The sequence below is a fragment of the Campylobacter corcagiensis genome (assembly GCF_013201645.1).
GTDB lineage: Bacteria > Campylobacterota > Campylobacteria > Campylobacterales > Campylobacteraceae > Campylobacter_B > Campylobacter_B corcagiensis.
In genome coordinates this window covers 876,239-894,403 of sequence record NZ_CP053842.1, presented here as the reverse complement: position 1 = coordinate 894,403, position 18,165 = coordinate 876,239, and the positions used below count along the sequence as shown (strand labels likewise).

The following is an 18,165-nucleotide window of genomic DNA, read 5'->3' as shown; positions in this document are numbered from 1 at the left end:
TTAAATTTAAGGCACAAGGAAAAATCCTTGTGCTATTTTTACTATTTACCAGTATGATCCATATGAGGGTTTAACATGCTTTTTGGATCTAGAAGTTTATCAACTTCTTCTTTTGTTAAAAGACCTCTTTGGATCGCAATATCACCTACTGATTTGCCAGTTTCAAGTGCTTCTTTTGCAATTGATGCTGAGTTTTCATAGCCAATTACTGGGTTAAAGGCAGTTACTATACCAACTGAATTAAGAACTAAATTTAAGCAGTTTTCAGGTTTTGGTTTTAGTTCTTTTATAGCTTTGTTTGCTAGGGTAATATATGCATTTTCTAAAACTACAAGTGAGTTAAATAGTGCATATGCGATTCCTGGTTCAAACGCATTTAGTTCAAACTCTCCTCTTTCTGAACAAAGCATGATTGTTACATCATTTCCCATAACTTCATAGCAAGCCTCACCAACAACTTCAGCTATAACTGGATTTACTTTTCCTGGCATGATTGAACTACCTGGTTGCATTTTTGGAAGTTCGATTTCAGCTAAACCGCATCTTGGACCTGAGTTCATTAATCTCAAGTCATTTGCTATTTTTGAAAGTCTTACAGCAGCTGTTTTTAAACTAGCACTAACTTGAACAAAATCAGCTGTATCTTGAGTAGCAGCTATGAAATTTTCAGCTGGTTTAAACTCATTTCCTGTAATTTGGCTAAGATGTTTATGAACTGCTTTTTTATAATCTGGATGGCAGTTGATACCTGTTCCGATAGCTGTTGCACCCATGTTTAAATAGCTCATTAAATCTTTTGCTTTTTTAATGTTTTCAATATCAGCTTTTACATAGCTTGCAAAAGCGTTAAAGGTATTTCCAAGTGTGGTAGGAACGGCATCTTCAAGTTCTGTTCTTCCCATTTTTATCATATCTTTGAAGTCAGTGCCTTTTTTCTCAAGTTCGCTTACTAAAAGTTCCATAGCTTTTAATAGATCATCTAGTTTTGCATAAGTTGCAACTTTGATAGAACTTGGATAAGTATCGTTTGTGCTTTGACCTAAATTTGTGTGATCATTTGCGTGGAGATATTTATACTCGCCTTTTTTATGACCTAAAATTTCTAACGCAACATTTGTGATAACTTCGTTTGCGTTCATATTTGTTGATGTTCCAGCACCACCTTGAATCATATCTACAACAAATTGATCTAAATACTCACCAGCGATAATTTTATCAGCTGCTTTTGCTATCGCATCAGCTCTTTCAGGGCATAAAACTCCAACTTCTTTATTTGCTAAGGCTGCTGCTTTTTTGATTTGAGCAAAAGCTTTTACAAAGAATGGATAGTCTTTGATCTGTCTTCCAGTCATTTTAAAGTTTTCAACCGCTCTAAAAGTTTGGACACCATAATAGACATCGTCGCTAATTTCTAACTCACCGATAAAATCGTGTTCTTTTCTTGTTGCCATCTTTTCTCCTTTATTTAAAGATTTGTGTAATTATATCACAATAAGTTTTAAAGAAATCTAAAATTCATAAATTAAAATATAATTATTATATATTTTTTAACTATAAAAAATAAAATTTTATTTAAAATATATTTGTATAATAAAAATATATATTTTTAAAAGAAGGAGTAGTAATGAAAAAAGTTGTTTTTGGTTTGGTTTTTGGCTCATCTCTTTTATTTGGTGATATTATAAATATAGATGTCACGCCTGAAATCATAGAAGATGAAAATTTACAAATTCTAGATGTTAGAACTCCAAGTGAATTTTTAGAAGGACATATTGAAAAAGCAATTTGGATTCCTATTAAAAATGATGATGAAACTTCGCTAAATTACGCTTTTGTGAAACAAGTACTAAGTTCAAAGCTAGATCCTAAAAAACCTATTGGGGTTATTTGTAAAGCTGGTAGTAGAAGCGGTGTAGCTGCTAAGATGTTGGATGGAAGAGGCTTTGAGAAGATTATTAATTTACAAGGTGGAATGAAAGCTTTAAAAGAGAAATATAACTATGAAAAAATAGAAAAAAGCGAAGTTGTAGATACAGAAGAGTTAATAGAAAAATATGGATATAAGAAAAAATAATCAATGAAAAGGTTATTGATTTGATCTAATTTTGCTAATCTTGCATCTGCTGAGATTTGGGATATTGTAGTTGCACTTGAGATTTTAAAAGGCGAAGCTAGTAAGCAAAGAATATAATTATGAATTTATAAAAGAGTAGTTTTTAGCTACTCTTTTTAAGGCTAAATCGCTTTTTCTATAAATTTAGTTAGTAAATTCGCAAATTCATCTGAATTTTCTAAATTAATTCCTTCTTGAATTTTTGCAATCCCTAAAAGAACTTTTGAGACATCATTTAGCATTATTTGATTATCTTTTAGTTTTTTAATGATTTCGTGATTTGGATTTATCTCTAAAATCGGCAAAATTTTTGGTAAGTTTTCTTGTCCCATTTGCTTTAAAATTTGCTGTGTTGCAAAGTCTGGGTCGTTTTCATCATAGACTAAGCAAGACGCTGATTTATCAAGCCTTGAAGTAACACGGACATCTTTTACTTCATCGTTTAAGGCTTGTTTTATCTTTGAAGTTAGTTCTTTAAAATCATCTTGATTTAACTCCTCTTCAAATTTAGCACTTGAAACTGGCTTTATAGGGGTTTTATCATACTCAAAAACCATCGGCATAACAATAGCATCTATCTCATCATCACAAAGCAAAACTTCAATTTCTTTTTTGTTAAAACTCTCTAAAAGAGGCGAATTTTTAAGCATTTGAGAGTTTTTACCAGTTATATAAAAGATCTCTTTTTGGTCATCTTTCATAGCCTCTTTATACTCTTTTAGGCTAATAAGACCATCTCTTTTGCTTGATTTAAAAAGTACTAAATTTAAAATCTCATCTTTATAAGGTGTAAATCCATAAAGCCCTTCTTTTAAAACTCTGCCAAAAAGATTATAAAATTTTAGATATTTTTCTCTATCGCTATCCATCATTTTTTTAAGTTCGCTAAGTATTTTTTTAACACTTGCATCTTTTACAGTCGCCATTACTCTATTTTCTTGTAAAATTTCACGGCTTATATTAAGTGGCAGATCTTCAACATCTATAATTCCTCTAATAAATCTTAGATAAACAGGAAGTAGCTCTTTTTCATCATCAGTTATAAAAACTCTTTTTACATAGAGCTTAACCCCGCTTTGATAATCAACCCTATATAGATCAAACGGCTCTACACTTGGTATATAAAAAAGCGTAGTGTACTCTAAGGTTCCTTCTGCTTTTGTATGAATATAGTGTAGTGGATCTGCACTGTCGTGGCTGATTTGTTTATAAAATTCATTATAATCACTTGGTTTTAGTGAGCTTTTTGGCATTCGCCATAATGCACTTGCTCTATTTATTTGAGTATTTTTGATTTCGCTTTTACTCGGCTCTATCTCTTTGCTTTCATCATCAGTTTTAGCTGGGATAAATTCCTCTTTATCCATAAAAATTGGATAAGCGATATGGTTTGAGTATTTTTTAATGATATTTTCAATCCTATACTCGTTTAAAAACTCATCATCTTTCATATGAAGTGTGATTTGCGTTCCGTGAGTATCTTTTTTAGCTGGTTTAATGCTAAAATCTTTTGCATCACTTATCCATAAGTTTGCTTCTTCATTTAATGCTTTTTTACTTAAAACTTCTATTTTATCAGCCACCATAAAGGCTGAGTAAAAACCAACTCCAAACTGACCTATTAAATTTGAGTCTTTTTTAGCATCTCCACTTAAGTTTGCTAAAAAGCCTTTTGTTCCGCTTCTTGCTATTGTTCCAAGCGAGCTTATAAGTTCATCTTTATCCATTCCAATTCCAGTATCGCTAATAGTTAATGTTTTTGCATCTTTATCTATTTTGATATCTATCTTTGGAGTGTAGTTTAAGCTTTTATAATTATCATCAGTTAGTGTTAAGTAGTTGAGTTTATCAAGCGCATCGCTTGCGTTAGATATTAACTCTCTTAGGAAAATTTCCTTGTTTGAATAGAGTGAGTGGATCATTAAATTTAATAAATCACTTACCTCTGTTTGAAATTCATGTTTTTCTGTCATTTTGTTTCCTTTTCTAAAATTTTTAGCAGATTATACCATAAGTTGCTAATAATTTAGTAAAGTTTATAGAGTTTATATCAACTTTATAGCATAAATTCTCTCATCATACAGATACCAGCTATATCAAGGTTGCTAAATTTATCTAGATTTTTAGAATTTATGCCACCTATTGCATAAACATCTAAATCGGTTTGTTTTGTTAAATTTATTAAGCTATCCATGCCAACTCCTGGTTTTTTAGGATGAGAGTCCGTTTTAAAAATATTTCCATAAATAACCGCTGTTGCGCCGTTTTCTTTAGCAAATTTAAGCTCATCTATAGAGTGAACACTAACTAATATCTGGCTAAAATTTTTCAAAATTTGTTTATCTAAATTTTTAAAATTTAAAAAGCTAAAGTGAATACTCTTAAGAGAGTTTTGAATAGCAAAATTTGTAAAATTATGAGTTATAAAATTTACCCCTTTTAATTTACATATTTCTATTATCCTAGTTCCAAATTTATTGTAATACTCTAAATTCTCTCTTAAAATCACGCTATTAAAGCCAGTTTTTGTTTTTAAAATTTGAGTTAAATTTTGACTAGAAAGTTGGCTATTTGTTACAAAAACTATATTCATGATAAAAATTCATAGTCCTTAAAAACTGGCTGAAGACCTAGTTTAAGTACGTCATCATAGACCTCTTTAACACTCCTACTATCTGAAATTTCAAACTGCTCACTTCCTTTGTCATGGTTTGTTTCATCGTGAGTGCCGATGCCAACGCTAACTCCTGCTGAAATTTTATTTGCAGCGATTTGTATGGCTGCGTTTCTAAATTTAGCACTCTCTCTTGTTGAAATAGTTATAGAAGCAAATGGCAAAAAGATTCTGTATGCACAAATTATCTGAAGTAGGCGTCTTTCATCTACGCTATTTGGATTTATTTTTGAATTTGTTAAAGTAGGGCGAAGACGAGGAACCGAGATAGAAATTTGAGCGTGTGGATATTTTTTCTGGATTAAACTTGCATGAAGAGCAGTTGAAAAAGCATCTTTTTTATAATCATCAAGACCCAAAAGTGCACCAAAGCCAACTCCTTTCATTCCAGCTAACAAAGCTCTTTCTTGAGAGTTAAAGCGGTAAGGAAATACTCTTTTATTGCCAGAAATATGGACTTTTTGATATTTTTTAATGCTATATGTTTCGTTAAAGATAGTGACAAAATCCACGCCATTTTCGTGTAAAAGCTTATAATCTTTAGTATCCATAGGATAGACTTCAGCTCCGATGGTTGAGAAGTATTTTTTAGCTAATTTAGCGGCATTTGCGATATAAGACGGCGTTGAGTAAGTTTGACTCTCGCCAGTTAGTAGTAAAATTTCATTAAGTCCTGTTTTTTTGATAGCGATTAACTCTTTTTCTATAGAAGTGCTGTTTAGATGAACTCTTTTTATTTTATTACTGCACCCAAAACCACAATATACGCAGGCATTATCGCAGTAGTTTGAGATATAAAGTGGAGTAAAAAAGTTAATAGAATTTCCAAAATTTGCCCTTGTAAGCTCTCGTGCTTTTCTTGCTATATCTTCTAAAACAACTAAAGCATTATCACAAAGTAAAATTTTAAGATCAATTAACGAAATTCTATCTTTACTAAGTGTTGCTTTAATATCTGAAATTTCAAAATTTTCACATTTATAATCATCTCTAGCTTTTAAGACTTCATCCATTATGTTGCTATCTATACGCTCCATTTGCGGAAGGAATTCCATACAATCACTTCTCATATCTTAGTCCAAAAATCCAGTTAGTGGTGAGCTTGCATCAGCTTGTTTTATAATCCTACCTAAACCAGCAAGATATGCCTCTCTTCCAGCTTCTACTGCCAGTTTAAATGCCTTTGCCATTTGGTTTATGTTACTTGCGGTTGCTATTGCTGTATTTACCATAACAGCATCTGCACCCATTTGCATAACTTCACATGCTTGTGCAGGGTTACCAATACCTGCATCAACTATGATTGGAACTTCTATTTCATCTATCAATATCTGAATAAATTCTTTAGTTAAAAGTCCGCGATTTGAACCAATCGGTGAAGCTAGTGGCATAACAGCAGCCGCTCCAGCATTTGCTAAATCTCTTGCAACATTTAAATCCGGATACATATAAGCAAGCGGATAAAAACCCAAATTTGCAAGTTTTTCAGTAGCTTTTATAGTTTCGTAATTGTCTGGAAGCAAGTATTTAGTGTCTCTTATAACTTCAATTTTTATAAAATTTCCACAACCTATCTCTTTAGAAAGCTTTGCTATCCTAACTGCTTCATCAGCATTTATCGCACCGCTTGTATTTGGAAGTATGGTGATATTTTCTGGGATAAAATCTAGTATATTTTCAGCTCCGCCTAAATTTGCACGTCTTAAAGCAAGAGTTATAATCTCAGCTCCTGCGTTATGTATAGCACTTTTTATTAGCTCAAGGCTAAATTTACCACTACCTAATATAAATCTCGATTGAAATTCTTTGTTTCCTAGCTTTAACATTTTTAACCTTTAAATCTTAAATTTAGTACCTTTTATATTATCACAACTACTATTTACTTAGTAAAATTTCTAATGCTACACTTGCACAAAGTGCTGCACAAGCACTAACTTTTGGTGCCATAAGACCTGAAATCTCTAAATTTTCATCTTTTAAATCTCCACAAACAAAAAGTCTATTTCCAAATTTTCTAATTTTAAAATTTTCATCTATTATATTTCCGCTCATTCCAGAAGTTGATATTACAAATTTATCACTAAAATTTGATAAAATTTCATCAACAAGCATTGACTTGCTCTTTTCATCATCAAAAGCTTCACAAATCAAATCATAGTCTTTAAAAATTTCTAAGATATTATCTTTTGTGATTTTTATAATTTCAGTTGTGACACTTATGTATGGATTTACTTTTAGAAGGTGGCTTTTTATTGCATCAACTTTATATTTTCCAACATCATCTATGAAATAGTGCTGCCTATTAAGATTAGAAATTTCAACTCTGTCATAGTCTATGATATGTAAATTAGTAATGCCAGCTCTTGCAAGATAGATGGCTAAATTTGAGCCTATACCACCAGCCCCAGCTATTGCAATTTTTAAACTGTTTAGATTTTTTCTTAGTTTTTTTGAATTTCTTTTTTTAAATTTTTGTAAAAAGTCATCTTTATCCAATCACCCACCCCTTACAAAAGTAACAATCTCCAATATGTCGCCACTTTTTAAAATGGTAGTATCGTATCTGTCTTTTGGCACTATCTCTTTGTTTAACTCAACTGCAATGTGAGAGATGTTATAGTTTTTAGCCTTTAAAAATTCACTTAAGCTTTTTCCTATAAATTCATTCTCACATTTTGCGTTTATTTTTAGCATAAATTACTCTATTTTTATATCTTTTTCCTCAACCCAGCCAATTTTTCCATTATCAAAAAACACCTTATAATACCCACCTTCCTTGTCAAAAATTTCAACTTTTTCATCTTTTTGTGTTACATAAAAAATAGTTGAACGCTCTATAGGAAGGATTTTTACCTTCGTTTTATCAGCTACGATGCCGATAAAATGCGGGTCTTGACTGTAGATATTAAATGCTATTAAAAAACAAGCAAAAATTAATGGGGTTGAGTTTTTGCTAGCTACATACATAAATAATAAAATAAGTACACCTATGTAAATAGCTGCTTTTTTGTATGCTGAAAATGGATCATTTTGCGGATTTAGCCCAACTTGAGTACTTAAATCATCAAATTCAAGCCTTACTCCAAGGGCGTAGTTTTCAAACTGTTTATTTACTGCATTAAAGTAACTAAAGTTAAATTCAGTTTTATTGTTATCAAAGACAACAAAGTAAAATCCAGTTTGACTTCTATAATTTCCCCTTGAAGGGTTAAAACCTTGTCTAGTAATGGATGGATCATTTATCCACATTGAGTTAAGGTTGGCATTTTTAGCTGTTATTTCAATAGTCATGATGTTGGAACTATCATCAAATTTAGATGTTTTGTAGTTTTTAACTAAAAGCTCATCAGCCACTATATGAGCGTAGTTTGGACGCTCTTCAACATTAGTAATTTTAGGAAGTTTTGGCTTTATGCTTGCTTTTTGAAAAAATTCACCATTTCTATTTGCTATAACATTTATTTTATTTATAGAAGCATCTGTTGCGTTTGCTTCAAACCAAAGCGTTGTTCTATAAACACCGTTGATATCTTTTACCCAATTAATATTATTTTGATTTAGCCAATTTAGCGACTCTGTGGAGTCAATAGTTAGGTTAAGATCAAGATTAATGTTTTGCTGAATATTTGCAGCAAAATTCATACTAAATACTTGATTTTGATAAATTTGTTTAGGAACATTGCTTGTTGACAAAAGAAGTTCTGTAACTCTAACCTCTTGATAAACAGCGAAGTCTTGAGCATTTTCTTCATATATGACTTCTTCATTTGTAGGTGCTATAAACATGAGATCATCAAGAGTAAGTTCGTCTTTTTCAAGGATTTTTTTCTCAGCTGCGTAAGGTCCTTGCTCGTGAATTTCTTCTTGAGATTTAGGTTTTATGCTTTTTAAAAACTCAAGATCTACATCCTCAGCTATTAATGAACTAGCAAGAAAAAGCAGGGCTGTTATAAATATTCTCAAAGAAATCCTTTTAGCATTTTAATCCCACAAACACTGCCATTTAGTTCATCACAAGCTCTTTCAGGATGAGGCATAAGCCCAAAAATCTTTTTGTTTTCATCGCAAATTCCAGCTATGCCATCAACTGAACCGTTTGGATTTAAGATTTCTCCGTTTTCATCACAGTATTTAAGTAAAATTTGCTCTTTATCTTGCATTTTAAACAAGCTATAATTATCAATGTGATAGTTTCCTTCACCATGGGCTATTGGAACTTTTAAAATTTCACCAACTTCACAATTGCTAAGAAATTTATTTGAATTTGATATAACTTTTAAACAGTGAAATTTAGCTATAAAATTCAAGCTTAAGTTTTTATTCATAGCACCAGGCAGTAACCCAAGTTCTAAAAGCATCTGAAAACCATTACAAATTCCTAAGATATAGCCACCTTTTTTAGCGTGAGCTTTAACAGCTTCCATAATAGGGCTAAATTTAGCAATAGCTGCTGTTCTAAGATAATCTCCATGGCTAAATCCACCAGGAAGCACAACTAAATCAGCATCAATACTACTCTCTTTGTGCCATAAAATTTCACTATCACACCCAAGCTTATCAAACGCCCATTTTGTATCAATCTCTGAATTTGTGCCTGGAAAATTTATAATAGCTACTTTCATAAAACTATCTCATACTCTTCTATTACTGTGTTTGCAAGGAGTTCTTCGCACATTTTAGTAACTTCTTTTTTAGCTTCATCTTTACAATCAATGTCAAGATTAAACACGATTTGCTTACCGATACGAACATCATTTACGCTAATAAACCCAAGTGAGTGGAGTGCATTTTCTGTTGCTTTACCAGCAGGGTCAAGGACACCTGCTTTTAGTTTTACATTTACTATAACTTTCAAAATCTCTCCTAGCTTAAAATTCTTTTTAAAACTTCTTCATAAGCGACTTTTACACCACCAAGTCCTTGTCTGAATCTATCTTTATCAAGTTTTTCGTTAGTTTCCATATCCCAAAATCTGCAACTATCAGGGCTTATCTCATCAGCTAGAAGTATATTTCCATCTTTATCTTTACCAAATTCAATCTTGAAATCAACTAACTTTAATCCTTTTTTAGCAAAGAAATCTTTTAAAATTTCATTAATTTTACGAATTTCAGCCTTTAAATAGTCAAGCTCACTTTGATCTTTTACTGCTTTAAGTATCAATGCGTGCTCATCGTTTAATATGGGATCACCTAAATCATCATCTTTATAACAAAACTCAACTAAAGTAAATGGAAGCACCGTACCATCTTTTATGCCAAGGCGTTTTGTAAGGCTGCCAGTTGCGATATTTCTTGCGATAACTTCAAGTGGAATAATATCTACTTTTTTAACAAGCTGATGATTGTCATCAATCATCTCAACAAGAGCAGTCTTAATGTAATTTTTCTCTAGTAAGTGAAATATCTCTGTACTAATTTTGTTATTTAAAGCACCTTTTCCAACTTCCTCTGACTTTTTTTCGCCATTAAAAGCAGTTAAAGAGTCTTTAAACTCAACTATTAAATAATCCTCACACTCTTTTGTGCTCCACATCTTTTTAGCTTTACCTTCGTAAATCATTTCGTTTTTTGTCATTTTTTACCCTTTGTAAGATTTAGTACTTTTAGCGTATCAACAGCTGTTTTAAGCTGAATATCTTTGTATAGATCAGTTTTTGTGATCAACTCTTTTTTCGTGCCATTATTATCACTATTTTGTACTGTTTTGTTATTGTCACCGATCTTTTCTAGCTCACTTTCTAAGTGCAGTTTAAGATCTGACTCTTTTATATTAAATGTACTTTCATCATTTGGAACATTTCCTGGAAATACTATGATATCAGGCTCTACGCCAGTATTTTGTATAGTTCTGCCACTTGGTAAGTAATACCTCGCTATTGTCATTTTTATAGCTTCTTTTTCAGATAGTGGAAGTATAACTTGAACGCTACCTTTTCCAAAGGTATTTTCTCCAACAACTACAGCTCTTTTTAGATCTTGTAAAGCCCCACTTACGATCTCGCTTGCACTTGCACTTCCGCCATTTACTAAAACTACAAGTGGTAAGTCGGTTATCTTACTATTTTTTTGGGCTTTGTACTCTATATTTTCTTTTTCATCGCGCCCTTTTTGAGATACGATAACGCCACTTTCTACAAAAATATTTGTTAAACCGATAGCTTGATCTAAAAGTCCACCAGGATTGTTTCTAAGATCTAGGATTATACCCTTTTTGTCTTTATATTTTGTGATAAATTTAGCGGTTTCTTTCGTAACTTTTTGGTCAAAATTTGTAACTCTTAAGTAAAGCACATCTTCATCTTCTATCTCTTTAGCATAAACAGACTCAACTTTTATAATATCTCTTATGATATTTACATCAAATGGCTTTGGCTCACCTTTTCTGTAAATTGTGATAGTTATAGGTGTTTTTGGTTTTCCACGCATTTTGCTAACTGCTTCTTCAAGGGTTATGCCTAAAGTTGCGTTACCATCGATTCTTAAAATAACATCGTTTGATTTAATTCCAGCTTTATCAGCAGGAGTTCCCTCAATGGGTGCTACAACAGTTAAAGCTCCATCTTTCATGCCAACAGTTATGCCAAGTCCGCCAAATTCGCCTTCTGTTTGGACCTTCGTATCTTTAAATGCCTTCTCATCAAGATAAGCAGAGTGAGCATCAAGGTTTGTCATAAGTCCTGCTATTGCTTTGTTTATTATTTCTGAAAAAGTAAGATCATCAGCATAGTTGCTCTCTACAGTTGCTATAACTCTTGTAAATTTTGCAAGGCTTTCTAATTTTGTCTCTTCTGTGTCTGGTTTTTTAATATCTTTTTTTACTTCATTTGCACTTAAGCTTGCTACCATCAATAAGGAAATCAAGCAAGAGCTAAATTTTATAAATACTCTATTTTTTATCAAATATTGTCTCCGTTATTAAGTTGAGCAGGTATTTTATCACATTTATCTGAATTTTGGGCTTAATAATGCGAAATTTATAGTAATTTATACTCTTTTAAGTTTATCCTGTTTTATAAAATTTTCATCAAATTTTTAAGCTAAAATTTATTTTATTTCTTAAAGTTAAAAATATTTTATTATAAAACTTGACATTAACACACTAAAGTTATATAATACAACCATTATAAAATTAAAAGGAAAAAAGATGAGTAGTAATGTATTTGAAATTTTAACAGATCAGCTTAGAGGAGTGCTTGAAAGTTCGCTATCTTTGGCACTTCACTCTAAAAATAGTGAAGTTATGCCACTTCATATGCTTTGGGCTTTAAGCACTGATAGTGGCTCTTTGCTAAATCAAATTTTAAATAAATTTAGCATTTCAAAAGAGGCCTTAAATTTAGAGATAAAATCAAAAATCTCAAATTTACCAACATCTTCAAATGTAAGTAAAGATAATCTTAAAATAAGTAGAGATTTATTAAACTCATTTGAAAACGCAAAAGGGCTCATGACAAAGCTTGGAGATAGTTTTATAGCCATTGATACCTGGCTTTTAGCAAATTTAAATACTCAGTCGATAAATGAAATTTTAAGCAAATTTATAGATTTAAACGAGTTTAAAAAAGAGCTTGAGCTTTTAAGAAGTGGCAGGAAAATTGATTCAAAAACTGCTGATGAGACGATGGATAGCTTAGCAAAATTTGGAATTGACTTAACTGATAAAGCAAGAGAAGGAAAGCTTGATCCAGTCATCGGACGAGATGAAGAGCTTCAAAGAGTTATGCAAATTTTAATACGAAAAACAAAAAATAATCCTATCTTACTAGGCGAACCAGGTGTTGGAAAAACAGCGATTGTAGAAAGCTTAGCACAAAAAATAGTAAAAAACGATGTTCCAACAAGCCTTGCAAATAAAAAATTAATCGCCCTTGACATGAGTGCATTAATCGCAGGAGCAAAGTATAGAGGCGAGTTTGAAGATAGATTAAAAGCTGTGATTGATGAAGTAATAAAGGCTAAAAATGTGATTTTATTTATCGATGAAATTCACACAATCGTTGGAGCTGGAGCAAGTGAGGGCTCAATGGACGCGGCAAACATCCTAAAGCCAGCACTTGCAAGAGGTGAGCTTCATATGATAGGAGCAACTACTTTAAAAGAGTATAGAAAATACTTTGAAAAAGATGCAGCCTTACAAAGGCGTTTTCAGCCTGTAAATGTGGGCGAACCAAGTGTAAATGAAGCGATTCAAATTTTAAGAGGAATTAAAGAAAAGCTTGAAGTTCATCACAATGTTAGCATAACTGATAGTGCTTTGGTTTCGGCTGCAAAGCTAAGTGATAGGTATATTTCAGGCAGGTTTTTACCTGATAAGGCGATTGATTTGATCGATGAAGCAGCGGCTGAGCTTAAAATGCAAATAGAAAGCGAGCCTTTTGAGTTAGCAAAGATAAAAAGAGAGATTATCACTTTGCAAGTTGAAAAAGAGGCCTTAAAAATGGAAGATAAAGAAAAAAATCAAACCAGACTTAATGAGATAGAAAAAGAACTTGCAAATTTAAACGAAAATAAAAACGCCTTAAATTCGCAGTTTGAAAACGAAAAAAAGGTATTTAGTTCTATTAGCGAGGCTAAAAAAAGCGTTGATAGTTTAAAAAATGAAGCCGAACTTGCTAGGAGAAATGGCGATCTAAATAAGGCCGCTGAGATAGAATATGGCAAAATTCCTAATAAACAAAACGAAATTAAATCGCTTGAAGAAAAGTGGAATAAAATGCAAGAAAATGGAACGCTTTTAAAAAATGAAGTTGATGAAAATTTAGTAGCTGGAATTTTAAGCAAATGGACAGGTATAAGTGTTACAAAAATGCTAACAAGCGAAAAAGAAAAATACCTCCACATTGAAGAGCATTTAAAACAAAGCGTTGTAGGGCAAGACGCAGCACTTCACGCACTTGCAAGGGCTATTAAGCGAAATAAAGCAGGGCTTTCAAGTGCGAATCGCCCGATAGGTAGCTTTTTATTCTTAGGTCCAACTGGAGTTGGAAAAACAGAGAGTGCTAAAGCTTTGGCTAAGTTTTTATTTGATGATGAAAAGGCGATGATTAGGTTTGATATGAGTGAGTATATGGAGCGTCACAGCGTTTCAAGGCTGCTTGGAGCACCTCCTGGATATGTTGGATATGACGAGGGTGGGCAGTTAAGCGAAGCAGTTAGAAGAAAGCCTTACTCAGTGCTACTTTTTGATGAGATAGAAAAGGCTCATAAAGATGTTTTTAATATCTTACTTGGAATACTTGATGATGGTAGGGCAACTGATAATAAGGGCGTTGTGGTTGATTTTAAAAATACAATTATTATTTTAACTTCAAATATCGCATCAAGTGAGATTATGCAGTTTGGCTCAGATAAAGATAAGCGTGATGCCTTAGTTAAAACGGCTTTAAAAGGGTATTTTAAGCCTGAGTTTTTAAACAGGCTTGATGATATCATCGTCTTTAATCCTTTAAAAGAGGAAAATTTAGTAAAAATAGTTGATATTATGTTTGAAGCTTTAAACAAAAAACTGCTAGATAGAGAGATTAAGGCAAATTTAAGCGATAACGCTAAAAAGTTAATCGCAAGTGTTGGATATGACCCTGAGTTTGGTGCAAGACCGCTAAGACGGGCGATGTATGAGTTAGTAGAGGATGAAATAGCTGAGATGATACTAAAAGATGAGATAAAAAGTGGCGATGAAATTTATATAGATGCTGATGATGAGAAGATAAAAATTTTAGTGCGTGAATAAGCACATAATTAAAATTAGTGGGGCAGTTTGCCCCTTACTTGACTATAGAGATTATCTATCTTTTGTAAAATTTAGATAAAATTCTTCCTTTACCAAATCCACCTGATTTTTCAGCTAGACCATTTTCTATTATATACTCATCTTTAAATTCCACAGTTTTATCCGTATTTACAAAAAACTCAAATTTATAAGAACGAGAGCTTATAGGTTCAATTGTTTGGTTTAGATCTCTCCCAAACATTTTAACTGGTTCTATAAATTTTGGCATATTGTAGTTTTCAGGAGAAAATTCTTTATCCATCTCTTTTTTGAGATTATTGATAGATTTTATCATACGCTCTTCTTTATTTGTATTTTTGCCTAATTTATATTTATATTGAATCTTAGTAGATAGCCCATCATTATCACAAAATTTTTTATCTTTACAAAACTCATCATAAAGCTCCCAAACATCATCTTCCGTGGTGCCTGTATCTTTTGGCCAATTACCCCAAGTAACAGCCCAATCAAGTTCTCTTTGTCTATCAGCCTTAAAACTATTTAGTGCTTTTTGTTCCGCTTCCTTGTATCGTTTTTCAAACTCATCTTTTGCTTTATCAAACTCAGCTTTATATTCATCTTTTTCTTTTTGTAGCTTAGCAATTTCTGTTTCATATTCAGCTTTTAAAATTTCAGGTTTTACCACGCAAGTTGCACTTACTATTTTTTGAGCTTCGTTACTTTCATCTTTCCATTTAACGCTTTGGCACTCATCAAATGTCCCTATAGCTGTCCCAATGGTCATAGTTTTTATATTAGGAAAGGTATAGTTTTTAACTATATCAATATTATTTTCTCCACAACCGACCAAAATAAAGCTAAGAGTTAGAACCCCCCCCCATTTTCTTTTCATAGTAATCCTTTATTATATAGATAGGCTATGATTATAACAAAAAGATAATAAAATCAATATAAATTCTGCATATTCTCCATAAATCAACTACAAATTATATAGTTTTAGGGCAAATTTTAAGAAATAAATCTTACTTTTGTATTTTTTAATTCACTATCTTTAATAAATTTCTTTATATTCTAAATTTTAAACTATTTAAAAACTAACTATTAAATTTAGATTCAAGCTCAGAATTTAATTTAAACCACAACAAGTGTAATTTATATACTAACTACAACGAATAATGAATGATTTAAACCCTAAATACATTTAATAAAACTTATATAAACTAGCTTTTTATTTTATTTATGATATAATAGTCTTATTTTATTTTTTAATCACATTTTTAAAAGGGAAATTATGATTTTTACTCCAAGAGAGCATGAAAAACTGCTTATTAGCTACGCTGCATCTGTGGCTAGAAAACGAAAGGAAAAAGGGCTAAAACTAAACTATCCAGAAGCTATGGCGATACTAAGTGACTTTATACTTGAAGGCGCAAGAGAGGGAAAAAGTGTCGTTGAGCTAATGCAAAGTGGTAGAGAGGTTTTAAAAAGTGAGGATTTGATGGAGGGCGTGGCTTTGATGATAGATGAAGTTCAAGTTGAAGCTACTTTTAAAGACGGCACAAAGCTTGTCACACTTCATAAACCAATTATTTAAAAAGGAAAATGTTTTGAAAATAGGAGAATACATTTTTGCAAACGGCGATATAGTTTGTAATGAAGGAAAAACGGCTATAAATTTAGTTGTAAAAAACAGAGGCGACAGAGCGATCCAAGTTGGGTCTCATTTTCATTTTTATGAAGTAAATGAGTTTTTAGAGTTTAATAGAGAAAAAGCTTATGGCAAAAGGCTTGATATCGCCTCTGGAACGGCTGTTAGGTTTGAACCAGGCGTTGAAAAAGAGATTAGTTTAATTGACATCGGCGGAAAAAGAGAAGTTTATGGTTTAAATAATTTAGTCGATGGTTTTTTAGATAAGAAGTGAGGAAAAAATGAGTTTTAAAATTTCAAGGAAAAATTACGCTTCGATGTTTGGCATCACAACAGGCGATAGCGTTCGTCTAGCTGATACAGAACTTTTTGCAAGAGTTGAGAAAAGCTTAATTCCATACGGTGAAGAGGCAAAATTTGGCGGTGGAAAGACATTAAGAGATGGAATGGGACAAAATGCGATACTTTTAAGAGGTGAGCCAAAAGTGGTGGATTTAATCATCACAAACGCTTTAATTATTGATTATACCGGCATTTATAAAGCAGACATCGGCATAAAAGATGGAAAGATTGCTTATATTGGAAATGGCGGAAATGATAGCACGATGGACGGAGTTGATTTTATCGTTGGAGTTAGCACAGAAGTTATTAGTGCTGAGGGACTTATCGTAACAGCTGGTGGGATAGATACTCATATACATTTTATAAACCCAGATCAAGTAAAAGAGGCTTTGTGTAATGGCGTAACGACTCTCTTTGGTGGTGGAACAGGACCAGCTGATGGCAGCAAAGCCACAACCGTAACTCCAGGAGCTTTTAATATAGAAAGAATGCTTCAAGGAGTTGATGATTTGCCGATAAATATCGGACTTTATGGCAAAGGAAGTGGGGCAAATTTAGGCGTAAATGAAGCGCAAATTTTAGCTGGTGCAGCTGGACTAAAAGTCCATGAAGACTGGGGTGCTACAAAATCAGCTATAAATTTCTCACTTGAGGCTTCGCAAAAATTTGATATAAGCGTTGGACTTCACACTGATACTTTAAATGAGTTTGGATTTGTGGAAGATACTATTAAAGCAATTAATGGACGAACGATTCACACTTTTCACACAGAAGGTGCTGGTGGCGGACACGCCCCTGATATCATAAAACTAGCTGGACTTAAAAACATACTTCCAGCAAGTACAAACCCAACGATGCCATTTACTAATAATACAATTGAAGAACACCTTGATATGCTTATGGTTTGTCATCACTTAGATAAAAATGTCCCTGAAGATGTTGCTTTTGCTGATAGTAGGATTAGAGCTGAGACAATTGGTGCAGAAGATGTGCTTCACGATATGGGCGTAATGGCGATAATGAGTAGTGATTCTCAAGCTATGGGTAGGATTGGCGAGATGGTTTTAAGAACTTGGCAATGTGCTCATAAGATGAAAATTCAAAGGGGAAGTTTAGAGGGCGATAGCGAGTTTTGTGATAACGAAAGGATAAAAAGATATATCGCAAAATACACCATAAATCCAGCAATCGCAGCAGGAATTAGCTCATATGTTGGAAGTGTGGAAGTTGGTAAATTTGCTGATTTAGTTTTATGGGATCCAAAGTTTTTTGGTATAAAACCAAAGATGGTTTTAAAAGGTGGAATGATAGCTCTATCACAAATGGGCGATAGCAACGCAAGTATCCCAACGCCTCAGCCAAATGAGTTTAGACTTATGTTTGGGGCAATGGGCGAAGCGGTGCATAAGACTTGTTTTAGTTTTGTTAGCAAAAGTGCGTATGAGCTTGATATCGGCAAAAAATATGGGCTAAAAAAGATAATTTTACCTGTAAGTAACTGCAACAATGTCTTAAAAACGGATTTAAAATTAAACAATTTAACGCCTGAAATTTCAGTCGATCCACAAACTTATAAAGTTTATGTAAATGGCGAGTTTGTTTATACAGAGCCGTTTGAAAGTCTTCCGATGACGCAGAGATATTTTATGTTTTAAG

18 protein-coding genes are annotated in these 18,165 nt (G+C 32.5%); 5 read left to right on the top strand and 13 right to left on the bottom strand.

Features of this window, described 5'->3' with window-relative positions; genetic code table 11:
- Positions 1-41: 41 nt before the first annotated feature.
- Positions 42-1,451, bottom strand: coding sequence for an aspartate ammonia-lyase (locus CCORG_RS04670; RefSeq protein ID WP_025803411.1), 1,410 nt, complete (start codon positions 1,449-1,451; stop codon positions 42-44).
- A 173-nt stretch (positions 1,452-1,624) separates the two neighbouring features.
- Here CCORG_RS04670 and CCORG_RS04665 point away from each other — a divergent pair, with 173 nt between their 5' ends.
- Positions 1,625-2,074: a rhodanese-like domain-containing protein gene (locus tag CCORG_RS04665; RefSeq protein WP_025803412.1), complete on the top strand. Its 450-nt coding sequence runs from the start codon at positions 1,625-1,627 to the stop codon at positions 2,072-2,074.
- A 161-nt stretch (positions 2,075-2,235) separates the two neighbouring features.
- On the opposite strand, the gene htpG is transcribed toward CCORG_RS04665, so the two are convergent.
- From htpG to CCORG_RS04610, 11 genes are all read right to left on the bottom strand, one after another.
- A complete protein-coding gene (gene htpG / locus CCORG_RS04660) occupies positions 2,236-4,086 on the bottom strand; it encodes a molecular chaperone HtpG (RefSeq protein WP_025803413.1) in 1,851 nt (616 codons plus the stop codon).
- A gap of 83 nt (positions 4,087-4,169) precedes the next feature.
- A complete protein-coding gene (locus CCORG_RS04655) occupies positions 4,170-4,706 on the bottom strand; it encodes a thiamine phosphate synthase (RefSeq protein WP_025803414.1) in 537 nt (178 codons plus the stop codon).
- Positions 4,703-5,857 carry a 2-iminoacetate synthase ThiH gene (gene thiH, locus CCORG_RS04650; RefSeq protein WP_025803415.1) on the bottom strand — a complete coding sequence of 385 codons (1,155 nt, stop codon included), beginning with the start codon at positions 5,855-5,857 and terminating at the stop codon, positions 4,703-4,705. Before thiH ends, CCORG_RS04655 begins: the two co-directional genes overlap by 4 nt.
- Positions 5,858-5,860: 3 nt before the next feature.
- Entirely contained in the window at positions 5,861-6,613 is a 753-nt protein-coding gene (locus tag CCORG_RS04645) for a thiazole synthase (protein WP_025803416.1), read from the bottom strand.
- Positions 6,614-6,662: 49 nt separating this feature from the next.
- Positions 6,663-7,283 carry a sulfur carrier protein ThiS adenylyltransferase ThiF gene (thiF, locus tag CCORG_RS04640; RefSeq protein WP_025803417.1) on the bottom strand — a complete coding sequence of 207 codons (621 nt, stop codon included), beginning with the start codon at positions 7,281-7,283 and terminating at the stop codon, positions 6,663-6,665.
- The gene (gene thiS, locus CCORG_RS04635) at positions 7,284-7,481 is read right to left on the bottom strand and encodes a sulfur carrier protein ThiS (protein ID WP_025803418.1); all 198 of its coding nucleotides are present in this window, start codon (positions 7,479-7,481) and stop codon (positions 7,284-7,286) included.
- A 3-nt stretch (positions 7,482-7,484) separates the two neighbouring features.
- Positions 7,485-8,750, bottom strand: a complete 1,266-nt coding sequence (locus CCORG_RS04630; RefSeq protein WP_025803419.1) for an SH3 domain-containing protein — start codon at positions 8,748-8,750, stop codon at positions 7,485-7,487.
- Positions 8,747-9,409 carry a phosphoribosylformylglycinamidine synthase I gene (gene purQ / locus CCORG_RS04625; RefSeq protein WP_025803420.1) on the bottom strand — a complete coding sequence of 221 codons (663 nt, stop codon included), beginning with the start codon at positions 9,407-9,409 and terminating at the stop codon, positions 8,747-8,749. Before purQ ends, CCORG_RS04630 begins: the two co-directional genes overlap by 4 nt.
- On the bottom strand, positions 9,406-9,642 hold the full coding sequence (purS, locus tag CCORG_RS04620) for a phosphoribosylformylglycinamidine synthase subunit PurS (protein WP_025803421.1): 237 nt from the start codon (positions 9,640-9,642) through the stop codon (positions 9,406-9,408). The genes purQ and purS overlap by 4 nt, the downstream gene beginning before the upstream one ends.
- A gap of 8 nt (positions 9,643-9,650) precedes the next feature.
- Positions 9,651-10,364 (bottom strand): phosphoribosylaminoimidazolesuccinocarboxamide synthase, encoded by a 714-nt coding sequence (gene purC, locus CCORG_RS04615; RefSeq protein ID WP_025803422.1) that lies wholly within the window; start codon positions 10,362-10,364, stop codon positions 9,651-9,653.
- On the bottom strand, positions 10,361-11,635 hold the full coding sequence (locus CCORG_RS04610) for a S41 family peptidase (RefSeq protein WP_081755095.1): 1,275 nt from the start codon (positions 11,633-11,635) through the stop codon (positions 10,361-10,363). The genes purC and CCORG_RS04610 overlap by 4 nt, the downstream gene beginning before the upstream one ends.
- Positions 11,636-11,933: 298 nt before the next feature.
- Between CCORG_RS04610 and CCORG_RS04605 the strand changes: the two genes are divergently transcribed.
- A complete protein-coding gene (locus CCORG_RS04605) occupies positions 11,934-14,519 on the top strand; it encodes an ATP-dependent Clp protease ATP-binding subunit (RefSeq protein ID WP_025803424.1) in 2,586 nt (861 codons plus the stop codon).
- Between the two features lie 55 nt (positions 14,520-14,574).
- On the opposite strand, the gene CCORG_RS04600 is transcribed toward CCORG_RS04605, so the two are convergent.
- Positions 14,575-15,411, bottom strand: coding sequence for an OmpH family outer membrane protein (locus tag CCORG_RS04600; protein ID WP_172658554.1), 837 nt, complete (start codon positions 15,409-15,411; stop codon positions 14,575-14,577).
- 399 nt (positions 15,412-15,810) lie between these two features.
- Between CCORG_RS04600 and CCORG_RS09135 the strand changes: the two genes are divergently transcribed.
- From CCORG_RS09135 to ureC, 3 genes are read left to right on the top strand one after another with little or no spacing between them, the layout of a single operon-like run.
- Positions 15,811-16,113, top strand: coding sequence for an urease subunit gamma (locus CCORG_RS09135; RefSeq protein WP_025803426.1), 303 nt, complete (start codon positions 15,811-15,813; stop codon positions 16,111-16,113).
- Positions 16,114-16,126: 13 nt separating this feature from the next.
- Entirely contained in the window at positions 16,127-16,441 is a 315-nt protein-coding gene (gene ureB / locus CCORG_RS09130) for an urease subunit beta (RefSeq protein ID WP_025803427.1), read from the top strand.
- 7 nt (positions 16,442-16,448) lie between these two features.
- On the top strand, positions 16,449-18,164 hold the full coding sequence (gene ureC / locus CCORG_RS04585) for an urease subunit alpha (protein ID WP_025803428.1): 1,716 nt from the start codon (positions 16,449-16,451) through the stop codon (positions 18,162-18,164).
- The last annotated feature ends 1 nt before the right edge of the window (position 18,165 follow it).

What these genes read in the sequence shown, in the direction of transcription:
- CCORG_RS04670 (WP_025803411.1), bottom strand. Translation starts at nt 1,451, where the DNA reads ATGGCAACAAGAAAAGAACACGATTTTATCGGTGAGTTAGAAATTAGC.
- CCORG_RS04665 (WP_025803412.1), top strand. Translation starts at nt 1,625, where the DNA reads ATGAAAAAAGTTGTTTTTGGTTTGGTTTTTGGCTCATCTCTTTTATTT.
- htpG (WP_025803413.1), bottom strand. Translation starts at nt 4,086, where the DNA reads ATGACAGAAAAACATGAATTTCAAACAGAGGTAAGTGATTTATTAAAT.
- CCORG_RS04655 (WP_025803414.1), bottom strand. Translation starts at nt 4,706, where the DNA reads ATGAATATAGTTTTTGTAACAAATAGCCAACTTTCTAGTCAAAATTTA.
- thiH (WP_025803415.1), bottom strand. Translation starts at nt 5,857, where the DNA reads ATGAGAAGTGATTGTATGGAATTCCTTCCGCAAATGGAGCGTATAGAT.
- CCORG_RS04645 (WP_025803416.1), bottom strand. Translation starts at nt 6,613, where the DNA reads ATGTTAAAGCTAGGAAACAAAGAATTTCAATCGAGATTTATATTAGGT.
- thiS (WP_025803418.1), bottom strand. Translation starts at nt 7,481, where the DNA reads ATGCTAAAAATAAACGCAAAATGTGAGAATGAATTTATAGGAAAAAGC.
- purQ (WP_025803420.1), bottom strand. Translation starts at nt 9,409, where the DNA reads ATGAAAGTAGCTATTATAAATTTTCCAGGCACAAATTCAGAGATTGAT.
- purC (WP_025803422.1), bottom strand. Translation starts at nt 10,364, where the DNA reads ATGACAAAAAACGAAATGATTTACGAAGGTAAAGCTAAAAAGATGTGG.
- CCORG_RS04610 (WP_081755095.1), bottom strand. Translation starts at nt 11,635, where the DNA reads ATGGTAGCAAGCTTAAGTGCAAATGAAGTAAAAAAAGATATTAAAAAA.
- CCORG_RS04605 (WP_025803424.1), top strand. Translation starts at nt 11,934, where the DNA reads ATGAGTAGTAATGTATTTGAAATTTTAACAGATCAGCTTAGAGGAGTG.
- CCORG_RS04600 (WP_172658554.1), bottom strand. Translation starts at nt 15,411, where the DNA reads ATGAAAAGAAAATGGGGGGGGGTTCTAACTCTTAGCTTTATTTTGGTC.
- CCORG_RS09135 (WP_025803426.1), top strand. Translation starts at nt 15,811, where the DNA reads ATGATTTTTACTCCAAGAGAGCATGAAAAACTGCTTATTAGCTACGCT.
- ureC (WP_025803428.1), top strand. Translation starts at nt 16,449, where the DNA reads ATGAGTTTTAAAATTTCAAGGAAAAATTACGCTTCGATGTTTGGCATC.